General features: G+C 32.0%; 13 protein-coding genes. 7 read left to right on the plus strand and 6 right to left on the minus strand.

Annotation, left to right across the window (positions count from 1 at the left end; all coding sequences use genetic code 11):
* Positions 1-208 precede the first annotated feature (208 nt).
* The 5 genes from EI427_RS24670 to EI427_RS24690 form a co-directional block, all read right to left on the minus strand.
* The gene (locus tag EI427_RS24670; protein ID WP_240655389.1) at positions 209-2,827 is read right to left on the minus strand and encodes a TonB-dependent receptor domain-containing protein; all 2,619 of its coding nucleotides are present in this window, start codon (positions 2,825-2,827) and stop codon (positions 209-211) included.
* Positions 2,828-3,170: 343 nt separating this feature from the next.
* On the minus strand, positions 3,171-4,319 hold the full coding sequence (locus EI427_RS24675; RefSeq protein ID WP_126620091.1) for a PepSY-associated TM helix domain-containing protein: 1,149 nt from the start codon (positions 4,317-4,319) through the stop codon (positions 3,171-3,173).
* A 69-nt stretch (positions 4,320-4,388) separates the two neighbouring features.
* A complete protein-coding gene (locus EI427_RS24680; RefSeq protein ID WP_126620093.1) occupies positions 4,389-5,624 on the minus strand; it encodes a DUF4374 domain-containing protein in 1,236 nt (411 codons plus the stop codon).
* 18 nt (positions 5,625-5,642) lie between these two features.
* Positions 5,643-7,976, minus strand: a complete 2,334-nt coding sequence (locus EI427_RS24685) for a TonB-dependent receptor (protein WP_126620095.1) — start codon at positions 7,974-7,976, stop codon at positions 5,643-5,645.
* A gap of 11 nt (positions 7,977-7,987) precedes the next feature.
* The gene (locus EI427_RS24690; protein WP_126620097.1) at positions 7,988-8,953 is read right to left on the minus strand and encodes a helix-turn-helix domain-containing protein; all 966 of its coding nucleotides are present in this window, start codon (positions 8,951-8,953) and stop codon (positions 7,988-7,990) included.
* A 320-nt stretch (positions 8,954-9,273) separates the two neighbouring features.
* Between EI427_RS24690 and EI427_RS24695 the strand changes: the two genes are divergently transcribed.
* Genes EI427_RS24695 through EI427_RS24720 form a run of 6 tightly spaced genes read left to right on the plus strand, consistent with a single transcriptional unit; the run spans position 9,274 to position 16,839 of the window.
* On the plus strand, positions 9,274-10,809 hold the full coding sequence (locus tag EI427_RS24695) for a pyridoxal phosphate-dependent decarboxylase family protein (protein ID WP_126620099.1): 1,536 nt from the start codon (positions 9,274-9,276) through the stop codon (positions 10,807-10,809).
* A 13-nt stretch (positions 10,810-10,822) separates the two neighbouring features.
* A complete protein-coding gene (locus tag EI427_RS24700) occupies positions 10,823-12,139 on the plus strand; it encodes a lysine N(6)-hydroxylase/L-ornithine N(5)-oxygenase family protein (RefSeq protein ID WP_126620101.1) in 1,317 nt (438 codons plus the stop codon).
* Between the two features lies 1 nt (position 12,140).
* Positions 12,141-13,325, plus strand: a complete 1,185-nt coding sequence (locus EI427_RS24705) for an MFS transporter (RefSeq protein WP_126620103.1) — start codon at positions 12,141-12,143, stop codon at positions 13,323-13,325.
* The gene (locus EI427_RS24710) at positions 13,322-13,948 is read left to right on the plus strand and encodes a GNAT family N-acetyltransferase (RefSeq protein WP_126620105.1); all 627 of its coding nucleotides are present in this window, start codon (positions 13,322-13,324) and stop codon (positions 13,946-13,948) included. Before EI427_RS24705 ends, EI427_RS24710 begins: the two co-directional genes overlap by 4 nt.
* 13 nt (positions 13,949-13,961) lie before the next feature.
* A complete protein-coding gene (locus tag EI427_RS24715) occupies positions 13,962-15,776 on the plus strand; it encodes an IucA/IucC family protein (RefSeq protein WP_126620107.1) in 1,815 nt (604 codons plus the stop codon).
* Complete coding sequence (locus tag EI427_RS24720) at positions 15,763-16,839, plus strand: heparan-alpha-glucosaminide N-acetyltransferase domain-containing protein (RefSeq protein ID WP_126620109.1); 1,077 nt, start codon at positions 15,763-15,765, stop codon at positions 16,837-16,839. The genes EI427_RS24715 and EI427_RS24720 overlap by 14 nt, the downstream gene beginning before the upstream one ends.
* A gap of 64 nt (positions 16,840-16,903) precedes the next feature.
* On the opposite strand, the gene EI427_RS24725 is transcribed toward EI427_RS24720, so the two are convergent.
* Positions 16,904-17,767: a mechanosensitive ion channel family protein gene (locus EI427_RS24725; protein WP_126620111.1), complete on the minus strand. Its 864-nt coding sequence runs from the start codon at positions 17,765-17,767 to the stop codon at positions 16,904-16,906.
* Positions 17,768-18,042: 275 nt separating this feature from the next.
* On the opposite strand from EI427_RS24725, the gene EI427_RS24730 reads away from it, so the two are divergent.
* Entirely contained in the window at positions 18,043-18,942 is a 900-nt protein-coding gene (locus tag EI427_RS24730) for a sulfite exporter TauE/SafE family protein (protein ID WP_126620113.1), read from the plus strand.
* Positions 18,943-18,972 lie beyond the last annotated feature (30 nt).

Consider the following 18,972-nt stretch of genomic DNA (forward strand, 5'->3'; position numbering starts at 1 on the left):
GTTAATCCAGCTGCAGAAAGGTCTAAATCAGTAGGTTTAAATTGTCCTAACCTGCTACTACCATAAATAGGTACTTCTGAAACCTATTGTTAGAAATTCCAACTCAAAATTAACTTAATGACAACATAAATATAATTAGTTTTATACTAACAAAAGCCACCCCAAAAATATTGAGATGGCTTTCATTTATAGAAAATAGATAAATTAATTAAAATTCCTTATTACCAAATTCGCTCTTAACACCTTTAGATTTATTCTTTAAGCTATTAAAATTGTAAGTAATATTTATAATAATCTGATCTACCTCATATACATAATTTGTAGTGGTATAGAAACTGTTATCAACAACTGCATTCGCATTTGCATCATAACCATACGCTGTATAATCACCAGAGGTAGTAATACGTTGTTCGTTGGTTTCTAGTACACCCATATCCATGTTTAACCACTGTACATTAACGGCTAAACGATCGTTTAAGAATGTTTTCTTTACAGATAAGTTAGGACTGTAGAATCTTGAATCTTGACCTTGTGCCGTAATTCTTTCTGATAAGTAATTAAAAGCAAAGTTTAAGCTCAATGTTTTAGTGATATCAAAAGTCGAATTTACATTAAAGCTATATTGCCATGCTTGAGTATCAATTGGCATAGAAACTAATAATAAGTTATCAGTATCGTCATAGTTAAACTCTCCAGTAATATGATCGTGATAAACGTTACCTCCTAAGTAGAAATCCCACCAATCTGTAATTTTTAAACTAGTACCAAGTTCAAAACCAAATACCTGACTTTGCCCTACATTTGTGTACACTCTGTTTAAAACAGAATCGCTATCAATAGTATTTGTTCTATTAATTAGATTTTGTGTATTTCTAAAATAAGCTGTTGCAAAAATAGTATGATCTCCAATTTCTTGTACTGCACCTAGTTCTACTAAATCAATAAATTCTGGTTCTAAGCTTGCATCACCTTGTTCTAAAGTTTCTGAATGCTCTTTTTCTTTAAAAGGATTCATTTTAAAAGTAGTTGTACGTTCAACTCTCTTAGAATAAGCCGACTTTACTGCAAGACCATCATTAATTTGATATTGTAAATTTGCCGAAGGGAATAACTTAAAGTAATCGTAATTTAAAACTTCTTTTGTTGCTCCCGGAGCCGTTCCTTGATAATCTAACACACGGTCCATGTACTCTCCACGAACACCAACACCATACGTCCAATTGCCTTTTTCTCCTGCAAGTTGTGCATACGCACTATGGATATCACGGTTTAAGTTAAGATTAGAAGAATACTTATGTATTTGATTCCATTCCCCAGTTGGAGTACCATCAATTATAACAGCACTATCATATTGAAAATCACCTCTATGATCTAATGTTCTGTATTGATATCCAACATCAATTTGTCCAAAAGTCATAGGTTTAAAACTATAATCTATGTTTGCTCTAAAACCATTTAAAGGGTTATCATTAGTATTTCTTTCTCTTAAATAATAATACTGATTTGCTTCAGCAGTGTCAAAACCTTTCTTCTGATTATCATTATAAGTTGGTCCGCCAAGCATTGTGTATTCGTACAACACAGAAGCAGATAATTTTGATTCGTTATCAAAAGTGTGCGCATAATCCACACTACTCACTAAAAAGTCTGATTGTCTATTTCTTGAGTTATGGTTATAATAAGAGAAAGGGTCTCCTATTGGTGTACCTGTTGCAGGATCTGACTTCTGATTTTTATTGTAATAGATATCTGCTAAACGTGTTTTATCACGAATACCACCCATTACAGCTACATTAAAAGTATTGTTCTCGTTTGGATCATATCCGAAAGAAAAACGTCCAGAATAGTTTTCTTCTACGTAACTTCTTTCACCATCAGAAGGGAAATTTGTTTTATACCCATCATTCGGATCACTTCTTTCGTCAATAATAGTCCAAACATCTCCTTCTCTTCTACCTGCTTTATCATTTCTTTGGTAAGAACCACCTAAAGACCAATTGATCTTATTTTTTTGCTGAGCAATTGTAAAATCACCTCCATAACGTTGTGGGTTGTTATGATTATCATAATTTTCGATTGCAGGCATTCCTATTCGCAAATTAACTTGAGCATATAATCTATCAGCAGCACCTTTTGTAGTAATAATATTGATAATCCCTGCCTTACCTTCTGAATCATATTTGGCAGAAGGAGCAGTAATCACTTCAACATTTTTGATGGCATTTGCGGGCAACTGATTTAAAATTGTTGCCGCATCAGACTGTACAGGTTTGCCATTTAGCAATACCACAAAACCAGTTGATCCACGTACGGATAAATCTCCTTCTCCGTTAATACTAACAGAAGGCATATTTTTTAAAACATCTGTAGCTGTTCCTCCCGATGCATTTTCAAATTTACTAGCATCATACACTTGGCGGTCAACTTTTGTTACTGCAGTTAAGGTCTCTCCTTTCACTTCAATTTCAGCAAGCATCTGACTGTCTTCTTTCAGGCTGATAATACCTAATTTAACAGGACCTTTACTTACTTTAATGTTCTGTTTTGTTGCCGTTTCAAAACCCATAAAAGCAACCGTTAACTTGTAAGTTCCCTCTTCTACTTTAGGGATGCTAAATTTCCCTTCGGTATCTGTAACCACACCTGTTACTAAAGAATTATCTTCTTGATTATACAATGCAACAGTGGCATATTCTATTACCGCACTGCTAGAAGATTCTTTTACTTTACCTGTAAGTTTAGATTGAGCGTAAGTAAGTGTTGTCACACACAGCAACAATGTAATAAACATTAGATGTTTACTTATTGTTATTAATTTAAATTTCATTTTTGTAGTCTTAATAAAAAAAGTTTAAGATATAAGTTGTTTTATCATTCTTTTGTAATTGAAGAACGATATTGTTAAGACAAATTAAATATCTTTAATTATTGCAAAAGTGGTGTATTTGAAAATAATTTCCTAGAGAAAGTGTACAATTAGAAACGTTTGAAAACATTAACACGTTTTACTCTTTACTTTTAAAGTAAAATTGTTTATAAATACATGAATTCTAATTCATTAAAACATACTAAAAGTAGAAAAAAGGCAATGCCCCATTCCTACTTGTTATTGGAAAACCGACGTATAATAATATTAACAAGTATATTTTATAAAAAAGCAATGATCATTTTTATACAAGTTCAAGTGAAGGTTCTTTTTTAAGAATACCTTTCTTTTTTTTCTTTCTCCCCAGCCACAATAAAAAACCAGTTATTGGTAATGATGCTGAAATTAATGATATAAAAAACATGATAAATTTACCTGTTAAACCAAGTATTGCTCCTGTATGTATATCATAGTTTAAACGAAAAATTTTCTGTGCTGTAGTTGCATTTTCATACCTACCACTAAAGTCATTTTCATTAGATAATTCTTTAAGTGAATATTGATCAAAACACCTCCAATCTAGTTTACCAAATGTACCGTGTTCTGGAGATGAATATATTTTGATAGGGTCAGTTTCTTTTTGAGGGATATAAATAGCTGTACCTAAAATACGAGCATCGTCTTCTAAAACTTTGTACCAAGCCCTATCAATACCAGGCAATGCACTATTTCTATTACTACTTGATGGAACCTTTGATGCATACGTTGTTTTTTGAAGAGTATCTCCGCCAGAAACAAGATAATAAAGGGTATTTTCAAACCATTCAAACGACCATATTAGTCCTGTTACGATTGTAAAAAGAAGTACCCACGAAGCATAAAACCCCAATACACTATGGAGATCATAATTCTTTCTTCTCCACCTACCGTTCCATTTTATTTTAAATTTCTGCTGTACTGCCTTCTTTTTCTTATTTTTTGGCCACCAGAGTACAATGCCAGAAACCAACATTACAAAAAATATTAATGTAGCAATCCCTACTATTAACTCTCCATTTGGTAATAACAAAGAGATATGTAAATAAAGAATTACTGTAAAAAAATCGGTTCTAAGGTTCTTAATTTTTAAAACTTCGCCTGTGTATTGATCTATAAAAGTTATGTAAAAATAAGAAGCACTATCTGCATAATGTAAAGCCATAGAAGCGTTGTTTGGAGTTTCGTAATAAATACGTTGTACGTCCATTCCATCTGTTGCTTTATAGGCTATTTCTTTAATTTTTGAAGGAGGAAGTACATTTCCTTTTACTTCTTTTACAAATCGGTAAGATTGCGTTAACTCTTGTATTTCATGCTCAAATGTATAAATACATCCCGTTATAGAAACTATAAAAACTATTAAGCCAGATACAAGACCTATGATTAAATGGAGTTTACTAATCAGTTTTTTCATCTGTGTAAGTTTGAATTGGTAAGTAAAATGATAGAGTCAATTCCCTATCACTTTACTTAATAGTTGTGCTTAGTTCTTATTTAAAGAAAAGATTCCTTTTGCATAATGTCCATCAATTTTAGCTCCTTTCTTTGCTGTTGCAGTTTCAGGATCAATTTCATAAATATATCCTCCTTTACTATCAGAAATATTTAAATAGACTTTACCATCTTTAACTAAATGAGCAATACCCCATTCGCCACCATGCAACGGCACATCTTCTACTTTAGTAACCGTTTGTGCATTTAAATCTGCAATAGTAATACTACAAACAGGTGTCTCTGTATTTGGTCCGTAAGTACCCCAAAGCTGAGAGTCGTCTGTAACAGTTCTTACTACCATTTTACCATTCCCTGCATATACTGCATTATTAATTTTCATGCCGCCACTTTTCTCTTCAAAGTTGAAGAAGTAATCTTGGTCAAATGCTGTTGCACCACTCTTAATTCTTAAAAATCCAGACGGTTTAGTTGGTGTCGGATAAAAACCAGTTGCATTAGAAGATGTAGAGAAAGTATAAATGTCTCCATTCTCATCTTCTTGTAAAGCCGTTTTTGCAGTATAATTACCAATATCAGATGTTCTATCGTCTTTTATATATTTATCAAATTCCATAGATGGGTAATTGTAGACTGCTATTCTAGCAGAATCCGACAAGGGCGTTGCAAAAGCAGGAACCACCGCACCAGAACCCATTAAATAATAAGATAAATATACTTTGGATTCTCTCTGTAAAATGCCTGTTGGGAATGCCACTAAATCAAGTGCTTTTCTTTCATCAATTTTAGTAAGGAAACGTTCCGAAATAGACACTGATGGTTTATCAATACTATAAATTACTCTATCTTCAAAACCTTCTCTTGGTGTACCTACTGCCAAGAATTCATTCTCATTTACATTTGTGGCTGCAAAAATTCCATGATCTGTCACTAATTGTCCTGTTGCTACTAATTGAGCATTTTCACCTGCAAATTCATAACCTGTCAAGATATTATCGCTTGTATAGCCTGTTGTTAAAACCATATTACCAGCGGCATAAAAAGACATCCAAGCGGGTTGTTCAATCCCTTGCTTAATAGGCGAAATTGTACCCGAAGTTATGGTGTCTACAGTTATTAAAACGTCTGTACCTGTTGCTGCTTCAATACCAACAACAAAACCTGTTTCAACATTTGGTTGTGTCTCATTTGTTGTCGTCTCATCACATGAAACAAAAAGAGAAAAGCTACTTAATAGTAGAAGTGATTGTAAAAATTGTTTGTTCATCTTAAAATAAAAGTTTGTTTAATTCTGTATAAAATAACGTGCTTTGATACTGAAAGCACGACCCGGTTTTTGCTGATTTAAATTATCATAAACCTTGTTATCGAGTACGTTGGCACATAACAAAGAAAGGTTGTATTTACTTTCTTGAAATGTGTATGTTAGCTCTATATTAAAAGTCAGTTGACTTGGTATAATTGATTTTGATTCTGATGCTGCCAGACTAGGCCATAGCAAATAGAATTGATGTACGTATCTGGATATTCCAGTTACAGAAAGCATTTGTTTTTTAGGCAACTCCTGATTATATACAAACGTCATGTTTCCAAATAAATAAGGCTCATTTGGTAGACGGTCATTGTATACAATTTGGTCTTTATCGTTATTTCTTAAATCGAGATACGTACCTGCTAAACTTGCTGTAAACTTTTTAGAAAAAATATAGCTAGTTGTTACATCTATTCCTTTAGAAACCACCTTCGGATCGTTGATATAAAAACTACGATTCATCTTAGGTTCAAACCTTATATAATTCTTTGTATTACGCACAAATAAATTCATTTCTATTTGATAATTATTTGCTCTTAAGGTTTGGTATTTTATGCCAAAATTTAGGTTATCACTTTCTTCTGGTAAAAGCTCTTGGTTAGGTATTACATTTATACCATCACCAAATAATTCATAGGATTCGGGAAATCGATACGCTTTTTCGTAAGAGGTTTTAAATTGAAAATGTTTGAGTTTAAAAGTAGAGGCAATTCCATATCCCAAGGCATCATTTTTATAAATAAAATCAGTTGATTCTGTTCCTTGAAAATTTGATTGAATGGCAAATAAATTATAGTAATATTTTTTAGCAAAAGCGATTGTACTCCATTTATCATCAAACACAGAATACGTATAAGATGCGCCCCAAACATGTTTATCTACAGTATTCGGGTTAGAAAATTGAGTATTGTTTTGCGGTTGGTATTTATCCTCTCCTTTTACTGTAAGGCTATTTAAAGAGTAGTTTATAGCCACACTATGATGGTTAGCAAAGGCATATTCTCCGTTTAAATTTCCGAGTAGGTTTTCTGTGTTCATTGTAAAATCAGATTTTCTACCCATCTCTCCCGTTGTAGGGTGAGCATCTGCTTTATAGTTTCCATACCAGTCGTATCTATTCGGACTTTTATCTACATTATTAGCGAGTGCATCTACAAAAACTAAATAGCTATTAATTGAAAATCCCTTTACAAATAAATCTCGCTTTCTGTAAACAAAATTATAGATTAACTTCTCTTCTTTAGAGAAGGCTTCACCAACAGGGAAAGCAGGTGTACCAGTAGCGTATGGGTTTTGTTGTATCTCTTTAAAATTATCAGAAATTAAAACACCAAACATTAATTCATCGGCATATTTCTTATTCATAAACCCTGCCTCTACCCATGCCATTTTAGAGGTATAAGCATCATGAAAACGTTTTACTTCTGTAGTGTTTTCATCCAATTTACCCGATTCAAAATCTAGGAGATTAACATCAATTTTGTAATCATTATCACTGTGGTTTAAAAATGATTTTATACGTGCTGTAAAACCAGATTTTTTATGGTGATATTGGGCATTTACAGATGCTCTTTGTGTATTAAAACTTCCGTAAGAATACGATGCATCTAGGTAATTAATCGGTTTATGATTGGTAACTATATTTACTGCTCCACCCAAAGCATCTGATGAAAGATGAATAGGAACAGCACCTTTGTAAACTTCAATCCCTTCAATCTGATTTACTGGGAAATTATTAAGAGTTAAAGAAGTCCCGAAATAATCCATTGGAATTCCATTAATAAATGTTCTAATTCTATTACCAGAAAGACCATTTAACGAAAGGTCAAAACTAGAACCTAGCCCTCCATCCTGTCTAATATTTACGCCAGATATTCTTCCTAAAAGTTGACTTGCATCTACTGTTGAGTTTTTTAAACCTTCCGTTTCTATCACTTCTACAGCATAGGCTTCTTCCCTTAGTAAAGTAGCTGCTGTTTTACCATAAACAACTACTTGATCTAACTCCTGAATATCTTCTTGGAGTACAATCAGAAAATTAGTATTTGCACTAACAACCACCTTTTTTGTTATCGGTTTATAACCTAAAAAATCGACATAAAGCGTATAAGTACCTTCCTGTAAATCTTTAAAAACTACTTTCCCTTTCGCATCACTTCTAACCGTTTTATTAGTTTCTGTAAGTTGCACTATAGCATAAGGAATAGGGTTATTCTTTTCATCTTTAATAAACCCTTCTAAATTATTTTGGCAGTAAGCTTCCAGGCCTTGAAAAATGACAAGGCATAAAATGAAGATGTATTTCATTTATTTATATTCTATTTGTGGTCTGTTCTATATTTATTTGGAGCGTCTCCTATATATTTTTTAAAGGCGTAAGAAAAGTGAGAAGCATGCTGGTATCCCACCCGATCAGAAATTATAGAAATTGGGAGACAAGAAGAGGACAACAAAATTTTTGCTTGGTGCATTCTTTTCTTGTTCGCATATTCAAAAATTGTTTCTTTAAAAACATCTTTAAAACGCTTTTTTAGGTACGATTCATTCATACCAATCATTTTTGCCAATTCAGGGATTGAATAATGGATATTGATATTCTCTGTAATTATTCTTTTTACCTTAATTAGTTTTTCATCTTTCCCTTCCTCCAATTCTTCTAATACCATAAAGGTTTCTAACACCTCTGTAATCAGCTCTAATACTTTAGCATTGATGTATAATAAGGCACATTCACCTTGTTTTTTATTGAGCTGTATTTCGGTTAAAATTTTATTTATATTCTCATTTACTTTAAAAGGTCTATTTAATTTTCCACCATCTATATTAAAAAAGTAGTGGAGTAACTCGTCTATTGATAATTTGATTAATGGTAGTTCGAAAAACTGTTTTTTTAAAGAAAACACGATTACTTCCACTTGTTCATTATTTAAAAACTGATATTCAGATTTTGTATTACTTCTTATATAAGCTACTTCTGTTCTTAATAATGTTTCTTTCTTAGTATTTACATTTAATTTTAATCCGTCTTTCTTTAAACTGAATAATAGAAAGACTTCATCTTCGTTGGTGTCTAACACAAAATTTATTGATTCTCGTGCTTCTATTGATATACTATATATCTCATAAGATTGATTACTAATTATATTAAAGTTTCCATTAATGTTTGGGTTCTTCCAAACCCTATTTTCAAAAGTTGATGTATTCTTTCTTTCAATTTTAATAGTATTACTAAGATTAAACAGAGAGGCTGAAAGTGTATTTACAAAAGCAATATCTTGCTCCATTACTGAGATAATTTGTTGTTTCAATAGTTATTTTGTGATACAAACATAAATCTTATTTAGATTGATTAAAAATAAAAGAGAGTTATTAAAGCAATAACAATATTTGCACTTATATGATACATATATTCATTTATATACTATTTAAACACCATATAATAGTACTTATCAAATACTACTATTGATTACACTAATTATAGAATACCGTTTTTCGTAATTATTATTTCTGATATCGATAGTTTTAGTCCCTTTAATCACCCAATCTTTGTAGTGTTATTTAAAATCATTCTAAATAAAACACTCAACTTTAAATACTACTCAGAATGGTAAAGAAACTATTTATTGACGACAACAACATGAACACCACACAAGAACAATTGGACTTGTCTGATTTGTTCAACCACGATAAAGACAGTATTGATAAATACAAAAAAGGAATTAATACTGCCACAGAGAATGTACTCTCCTTTTTACATAATAGAACACAACCTTTTAGTGGAGTTGCACACGAGGAACTTCAGAAAGTAGTGGATAAGATTGATTTTAAAGAAGCACCAACTTCTTCGCACCTTGTTTTTGAAGAATTACAAGAGATCTATCTAAAACATGCGGTTGCATTCCATTTACCCAAATATATTGCACATCTAAATTGCCCAATTGTAATACCCTCTTTAATTGGAGAACAAATTCTTTCGGCAATAAATTCTTCTTTAGATACTTGGGATCAGAGTGCTGGAGGTACATTAATAGAGCAAAAACTGATTGATTGGACCGGGCAACAAATTGGATACCCTACGCCAGATGGTGTTTTTACAAGTGGAGGAACACAATCTAACCTTATGGCAATTCTCTTAATGAGAGATTCTTTTTACCAAAAAAAGCAACAGTATGATGTAACAAAATTTGGGGTAAACACCGACAAAGGTAAGTTGAAAATCTTTTGTTCAGAATGTAGTCACTTTAGCGTTAAAAAAAGTGCCGCCTTACTTGGCTTAGGAGAAGATGCCGTAATAAGTATTCCTGTTGATGATAATTTTAAAATGGATTGCGAAGCATTAGAGTCTGCTATTCTTAAAGAATTTATTGATGGCAATTGCCCTATTGGTGTAGTTGCAACTGCAGGAACAACAGATTATGGTAGTATTGATCCGTTAAAAAGTATTGGGGTAATTACAGAAAGGTACCAGTTGTGGTTTCATGTAGACGCAGCAGTTGGTGGAGGTTTATTACTTTCCAACGAACACAAATACTTGTTAGATGGAATAGAAAAATCAGATTCTACTACAATAGATTACCATAAAACTTATTTCCAAACGGTTAGTTGCAGTGGCTTTATTGTAAAAGAACCTCATAATCTAAATTTAATAAGCCATCATGCAGAATACTTAAATCCAAAAGCATGTAAAGATGCTGGTGTACCTAACCAAGTAGATAAATCATTACAAACAACTAAAAGGTTTGATGCTCTAAAACTGTGGTTAACTTTTAGGCTTATGGGTACTGAAAAGCTAGGAAGCTATTATGATCAAACACTTGCTTTAACTAAGGTAGCAGCAGATTGTATTCAAAATAGAAAAGACTTTGAACTGCTCAACCCACCTTCTTTACATTGTCTTGTTTTTAGGTTTGCTCCTATCAATTTAAATGCTGATCAATTAAATCAGTTAAATATTCTTATACGTAAAAAGTTATTTTCTAACGGACAAGCTGTTGTTGCAGGTACAAAATTTAAGGGTAATAACTACTTAAAATTTACCATTTTAAACCCAACAATGAGTAAAGAAAATTTTGAAGAAATCTTATCTATTCTCGCAATGATTGGTGAACAATTATTAGAAGAAGAAAAACAATTTATATAAACACATTACTACAATGCAAGAAAAAATATATGATATTATTGGCGTGGGAATTGGCCCTTTCAATCTAGGTTTAGCGTGTTTAACAGCCCCTATTGAAGAACTTGATTGCTTATTTTTAGATCAAAGAGATAAATTTAATTGGCACCCTGGTCTACTATTAGAAGACACCACCTTACAAGTGCCTTTTATGTCTGACCTTGTTACTTTGGCAGACCCAACAAGTCCCTATTCTTTTTTAAACTATATAAAACAAAAAGGCAAAATCTACTCTTTTTATATTAAAGAAGATTTCTTGTTATTAAGAAACGAATACAACCAATATTGCCAATGGGTTATAGCACAATTAGACAATCTTATATTTTCTAAAACAGTAGATATGATTTGCTACAATGAAGATGAAGACTTGTTTTATATTTCTTGTATTACAGGAAATGACCAAGAGCACGAAACATTTATAAGCAGAAAAATTGTATTAGGAACAGGTACATCTCCCCATGTTCCTACTGCCTTAAAAAGCTTGGGAAAGAATATAATTCATACGTCTCAATATTTACCTAACAAAAGGAAACTTCAAGAAAAAAAAGCCATTACAGTTGTAGGTAGTGGACAAAGTGCTGCAGAAGTTTTTAATGATCTTTTAGTTGATATTGATACGCATAAGTATACTTTAAACTGGATTACTAGATCGCACAGGTTTTTCCCGATGGAATATACCAAGCTTACTTTAGAAATGACATCTCCAGAATATGTTGATTATTTCTACTCCTTACCTCTTTCTAAAAGAGAGGCACTTTTACAAGAACAAAAACATTTATACAAAGGCATTAATTCTAATCTAATTAATGGGATTTTTGATACTATTTATGCAAAAAAACTCACCTCACCGATTAATGTAAATCTAAGAACAAGTTCTAGAGTAGCCTCTGCTTCTGTAACTGCTAATGGTATAGAGTTAATTGTAGAGCAGCAAGAACAAGGTAAGAAATACAGGCATTCTACAGAAGCTGTAATAATGGCCACAGGTTACAGATACAAGAATCCATTCTTTATGGAAGGTCTCCGTAGATACATTCAATACGATGAGAAAGACAGACCACAAGCCAATAGAAATTATACTATTGATAAGAGTGCAGACAAAATTTTTGTTCAAAACGTAGAACTTTATACACACGGTTTTGTTACACCAGATTTAGGTATGGCTTGTTATAGAAACTCTTATATAATTAAAGAGATAACAGGTAAAGAATACTATCCTATTGAAGAGAAAATTGCCTTCCAACAATTTGACGTTACTGAAGAAGAAGAGGTAATTGAAGAAAGTATAATCTAAGATGAATACAAAAATTTTATTGATGTTTATGACATTAATCGCCGTGGTAAGCGATACGATGTTACACCCTTTCTTCCCTCAGTTTTTTGGTGAAAGGTTTAATATGTGGCAACCTGAACATGTTGGGTATTATTTAGCTGCATCTTGCTTAGTAATAATGATCTCCTTTCCTTTTTGGGCACGTGTACAGAAGAAAGTAAATTTATTTACACTTCTAATATTTACGCAATGCCTTGCTGGTATCCTATGTATAGGAATGTACTGGGTACAAGAACTGTATATGTTCTGGATATGTGCCATGAGTATGCTCTTCTTTAAAGGAAGTTACTTATTGATCTACCCCTATATAATGCGTTTAAGTACAGAAGAGAAACACAGTACATCAATTAGTATTTTATCTGTAATTGTACATTTAGGGGCAATTGTAGGTGCATTTATTGGAGGTGGAATAGTTGATTATTTAAATACGGGTTATATTTTTATCATTATGGCCTTAGGTGATGCATTTCAATTCCTGATGTGTATTTATATAAAATTTATCCGCAAACATTCTGTAAAAAAGGAAAAAATTGAACAGACTCCTACTCCATTTTTTAGAATTAAAACACCCATTCTAAAAATAGGATTAATTACAATGCTCCTTTATTTCAGCACCTTTTTTATACGTCCTTTCTTCTCTATTTATTGGGAAGCAATATCACAGTATAATCATAAGCTTGTATCGGGATTTGTCTATTCAATCCCTGCCTTAGTTGGTTTATTTGCATTATGGTTTACACATAAATACAAATCGGACAAACCGTATAACGTTAAAATTATTAATGCCTTTGTATTAGGTAGTATAGGTATTGGTTTACAAGGTGTAGGAGTTGATTACATTGTTTTTATAGGACGCATTATTTATGGTTGGGCCGTATTCCAACTCTATGTTCAGTTTGATGTAGTTGCCTTTAAATTCAGTACACCAGATGAGTATGCTACAGATTATAGTCGTATCCATTTACTACAAAATTTTGGCGTATTGACCTCCTCAATAATAGCAGGTTATACCGTAGATAAAATATCTCTTACTGCTCCATTTTGGTGTTCCGTTATAGGTTTCTGTATTACGTTATTTATTTTTTATAGAAGTTTTAAAACAGAAACTTCACAAGAACAAAACACTTCATTACATACTTCAACATGAAAACTTTACAACAAACATTACCTTTCGATAGTAACTTTTGGGAAACCAAAGCAGAAGAAAGTCTATACATTACAAGAGATATTGGCGTGATGTCTTTAGAACCTTTTGATTTAGACAATGATGTAGAACTACTTCATAATTGGGTAAATTTACCCTATGCAAAATATTGGCAGTTAGAAAATAGTAGTGTAGAATTAGTTTACAGTACTTATAAAGAGATCGTTGAGAACCAAAGCACTTGTATATTTTGGGGGAAAGTCAATAATCAGAAAGCATTTTTAGTAGAGTTTTATTATGCGCCTAAAGACAGAGTTAGTAACTACTATACTGCACTAAAAGGAGATTATGGTTTTCATATTCTTACCGCTCCAAAAAAGACAAGTATTCCTAATTTTACTACTCACATTTTCTCTTACGTTATTAACTTTTTGTTCGATTCTGATGAAGTTAATCGGATTGTTGTAGAACCTGATGTTGCGAATGAGAAGATACATATTCGAAATAAAAAGGCTGGTTTTAAATATAAAAAGATAATTGAGTTCCCTGAAAAGAATGCCTATTTAGCCTTCTGTACAAGAGCAGATTTTAGGAGCTCTGCCATTCATCAATTGCAAACAAAATAGTCTTTGATACTTTATGAATAGTGATATAAAAAATCAAGAAGCTGTCAATCATTTTGATGCTTCTTTATGGAATAAAGTCAATGCTTTATTTCTTCGCAAAGCTATAAGTGAGTTCTCACACGAAAAATTGATTACACCTCAATTAACCAAGATCAATGATGAATTTAATGATTTTACAATTGAGCTAGATAATCAAATCAGTTACTTTTTTAGTGCACGTGTTTTGCCTTTGGAACATTGGTGGATCGACCTCACATCAATTAGAAAAGAACAAAATGAGACGGCAGCACCTCTATCTATCATTGAATTTATTTTTGAGGTAAATCATCTACTAAAAATTCCTACAGATATGCTCCCAACTTACTTAGAGGAGTTGTCTAACACCCTCTATGGAGCAATCTATAAACTGAAGAAAAATACGATTACAGCAGATGAATTAGCAAAATCAGATTTTCAAACAATAGAAAAAAATATGTTTGAAGGACATCCCTGCTTTATTGCGAATAATGGTAGAATTGGGTTTAATGCAGATGACTATCAAAAATTTGCTCCAGAAGCATCGAATGGTTTTAAAGTTCTGTGGGTAGCTGGTCATAAATCTAAAACAAGTTTTACAAGCATTGATTCTCTAAATTATACTGCTATTATCACGCAAGAGTTAGGAGAAGAGCAACATACTGTTTATCAAAACACCATAAAAGGTCTAGGGTTAAATCCAGATGATTTTTACATTTTCCCGATGCACCCTTGGCAATGGCAAAATAAGTTGTCGTTTATTTTTGCAGATGATATTACCAATCAAAAACTAATTTTATTAGGAGAAGGAAAGGACACTTATCAGCCTCAGCAATCTATCCGAACGCTTTACAACAAAAGTGAAGAAGATAAATACTATGTAAAAACAGGTTTATCTATACAGAATATGGGTTTTATGCGTGGTCTCTCTCCCTATTATATGCAAACTACTCCAGGCATTACGTCTTGGATAACTGCCCTACTTAAAGAGGATAATTATTTGCAAAAACAGTGCTTTTCTATGCTTGGTGAGGTAGCTACAATTGGCTATAGAAATGTGAATTTTGAGCCATTAGGAAGAACAAACGCTTACAATAAAATGGTAGCTGTTTTATGGAGAGAAACCCCTCAACAATTTTTACAGAAAGAAGAAAAAGCAGTAACAATGGCTTCTTTATTACATATTGATGGAGAGGGTAACGCTTTGCTTAAAGCTTTTATTGATTCGTCTTGGTTGAATGTAGACCAATGGATTAAAAACTATTTAGATGCCTACTTAAAACCTTTGTTGCATTGTTTTTATGCTTATGATTTAGCCTTTATGCCACACGGTGAAAACATTATTCTGAAAATGAAAAATAATGTCCCTTTTGGTATCTTTATGAAAGATATAACAGAAGAAGTTGTTGTTTTTAAAGAAGATAAAAACTATTCCTCTGCAGTAAAAAGGTTAGTTGTAAATGCAAGTAATGACGTTAAATCACTTACTATTTTTACAGATGTATTTGATTGTTATTTTAGATTTCTTTCTCAAATTTTAGAAGAACACTGTAATTTCCATCACCTTGATTTTTGGGAATTAGTAAGTCAATCAATTAAAGAATACCAAAACGAACACCCACAATTCAGCTCTAAATTTACAGAATGTGATCTTTTTGCTGATGATTTTATACTTTCCTGTTTAAACCGTCTTCAACTCCAAAACAATAAACAAATGGTCGATCTCGCAGACCCTGTAAATCGTTTACAGTTTATTGGAACAATCAAAAATCCTATTGCAAAATTTAAGACCGTTTTAAATGAATTCAACTAGATATAATACTTTAGATGTACTAAGAGGAAGTAGTGTTTTATTCTTAATTCCACTTCACTGCATGATGATGTACGCCACACCAGAAACATGGAAGAACTCTATATTAGGCGAACTTATGCTAATAGCTGAAAGAGGCACACCTGTGTTTTTAATTGTAATGGGTTTTTCTTTTGTGTTTTCAAAACGACAATCTGCAAAAGCTGTATTAAAAAGAGGGGTTAAAATTTTAGCTGTAGGGTATCTATTAAATACACTAAAATTTGTTGTCCCTATGCTTACTGGTATACTACCTATCAATTTAATTGAAGCACATGGTCTAGGACAAACTGAAATTTTAAGTACTATTCTCCACTTTTTCTTATTAGGTGATATACTACAATTAGCAGGTGTGTCTTTACTAATTATGGGTGTTCTTACTCCTCTTTTACAAAATAAATTCAATGTACTTTTATTAGGATTATTTATAATTGGCACAGCTAAACTTGTAAGCGGTTTTACTTTAAATATTGTGGGAGTAGATTATGTATTAGATCTTTTATGGAGTAATACATACAATGTGTACTTCCCTGTTTTTCCGTGGATGTCTTTTATTTTATTTGGACGTTTTTTAGGTATGCTTTATAAAGAGAATAGCACATCTATTAAAAGGTACAACCAATTAGTTCTTTTTTATGCTTTAGGAATAATTGGACTTGGAATGCTACTTTGTGTAGTAGATTACAATTATCACTTTGGAGATTATTACCACCTAGGACCGGGTGGAACGTTATTACTTTTAGGTGTAAATATGTTGTTTTTAAGTATCGTACCTCTTATTGAGAAATTTATACCACAACAGGTAAATCAGTTACTTCGTTTTACCAGTAAAAACGTTACCTCTTTTTACATTATTCAATGGATAATTATAGATTGGGGTATGGGAATATTTGGTTTTGCACAATTAAATCAATTTCAAATCTTATTAATTATACCATTTTACACGCTGCTTACTTTTATCATATTAAAGTTTAAAAATAATTATTGGCAGGTCGCATCAGAAAGAGAATTAAAGAGAAGTTTATAAGAGTAATTGATAGTATAATTAAGCACCTAATCATTAAATAATAAGATTAGGTGCTTTTCTATTTTTAAGCAATATCGGCCATTAAATCACCAATATCTGACGTTTCCGTTTCTCCTTTTTCTATATGCAATACCCTTTGTGGGAATGGAATTTCAATCTTGTTATTATCAAGTGCAATTTTACATTCTTCTAAAGTTTCGAATAAGAATCCCCAATAATCTTCAATTTTAACAAAAGCTCTTAATTGTAAATCAACTGAGCTATCGCCTAAATTAGTAACAAAAACTACTGGTGCTTCTGGGTCTTTAAGCACTCGCTTATCGTTCATAATTACATTTAGTAATACATTTCTAGCTTCTTTAATATCTGCTCCATAAGAGATCCCAATAGGAACATCTACCCTAGTAATCCCTTCTCTAGAATAATTTTTAATTACACCACCTGCTAATGATCCATTTGGTAAAAATACCTGACGCATTTTAGGTGTTTGGATTGTTGTAGCAAAAAGACCGACATCTATTACTGTACCTAAATGTCCGTTTACTTCTATAAACTCGCCTTTTCTAAAAGGACGCAAAGTTAACAGTAAGGCTCCACCTGCAATGTTGGCCAAAGAACCTTGCAAAGCTAAACCTACCGCTAAACCTGCAGAACCTAACATTGCAATAAAAGAGGTCGTCTCTACACCTGCCATATCTATAGAACCTATAAATATAATCACTGTTAAACTTACAGATGTAAGCTGTGTAAAGAAGTCTATTAGAGCATGGTTCGTCGATTTCTTTTTAATTTGTTTATTTACTATAAGTGTTATTCTTTTAGTAATTTTTGTACCAATCCAGAAAAAGGCAATGCCTTGAATCATTTGTAAACCGTAGCGAGAAAATAATCTCAAAATGTCGTCTTGATATTGGGTAATTTCTTCCATCTTCTTATAGTAGTTATAGATTATTATTTTTATATGCCCACAAAGTAAAGTGTATTAATTGTGTTTTTGTTTAATCATAAACATTTATTCAGCAAAGGAAATTTAATCAAAAAGAGGACTAACAAATAACTAGAATAAAAATACCATAAATCAATAAAACATCGGTATTCATTATAAAGCAAACACTTATTAATAGAAGTAGAATGTTTTGTTTTTTTTATTGACATTTGGCGCGTCTATTAAATTATTATTTACATATTTCTTATTGATTCATAATGGAAAATATTTCTATAAAAACTATTTTTCTTTCTCTGCTTGTCTTGTCTGGAATTTGGTTTATGATTGTTTTAATTAAGCAATTAAGAAAAAGGTTAGCTATTAATAATATAGAAACAGAAAGTAGTATTGGATTGGGGTTAACTGGTTTTGTAGGTAACTTTATGGATACTTTAGGTATCGGGTCTTTTGCAATAATGACCAGTTCTTTCAAGAATTTCAAACTTGTAGAAGACAAGAAAATTCCTGGAACATTAAATGCTGGTGTTGCAATTGTTTGTATTGCTCAGGCATTTATTTTTATTAAAGCCGTGCCTGTAGATACCACTACACTAATGTCTATGATATTTTCTGCTTTAGCGGGAGCATTAATTGGAGCAAGAATAGTTTCTAAAATGAAAAAGAAAACTATACAACTTACCATGACAATAGCTTTGGCAATTATGGGGCTTACCTTAATTTTAGGTAAGATGGAAGTATTTCCTGTTGGTGGAAATGCAATGGGGCTAGAAGGTTGGAAATTAGTTGTTGCTTGTATTGCTAATTTCTTGTTTGGTGCTTTAAATACTGTTGGTGTTGGGTTATTTGCGCCATGTATGGTTACCGTTTACCTTTTAGGTTTAAACCCTGCCGCAACGTTTCCTATTATGATGGGTTCTACAGCTTTATTGGTTCCTTTTGCAGGGATTAAATTTCTTAAAGAAGATGTTGTTTCTATGAAGGGAACTATACTAATGAATATATGCGGTACAATAGGTGTTTTTGTTGCTGCCTACCTTGTTAAATCACTTGATTTAAATTTACTACAATACCTTATAATTTTTGTTGTAGCTTACACAACATGGTTAATGGGTAAATCTTATTTAATTTCTTCTAAAGAAATAGTTTCAGGAGAATAAACAGACGTTAGTTCATGGCAAAAGTATAGT

This window comes from Flammeovirga pectinis (assembly GCF_003970675.1).
Classification (GTDB): Bacteria; Bacteroidota; Bacteroidia; order Cytophagales; family Flammeovirgaceae; genus Flammeovirga; species Flammeovirga pectinis.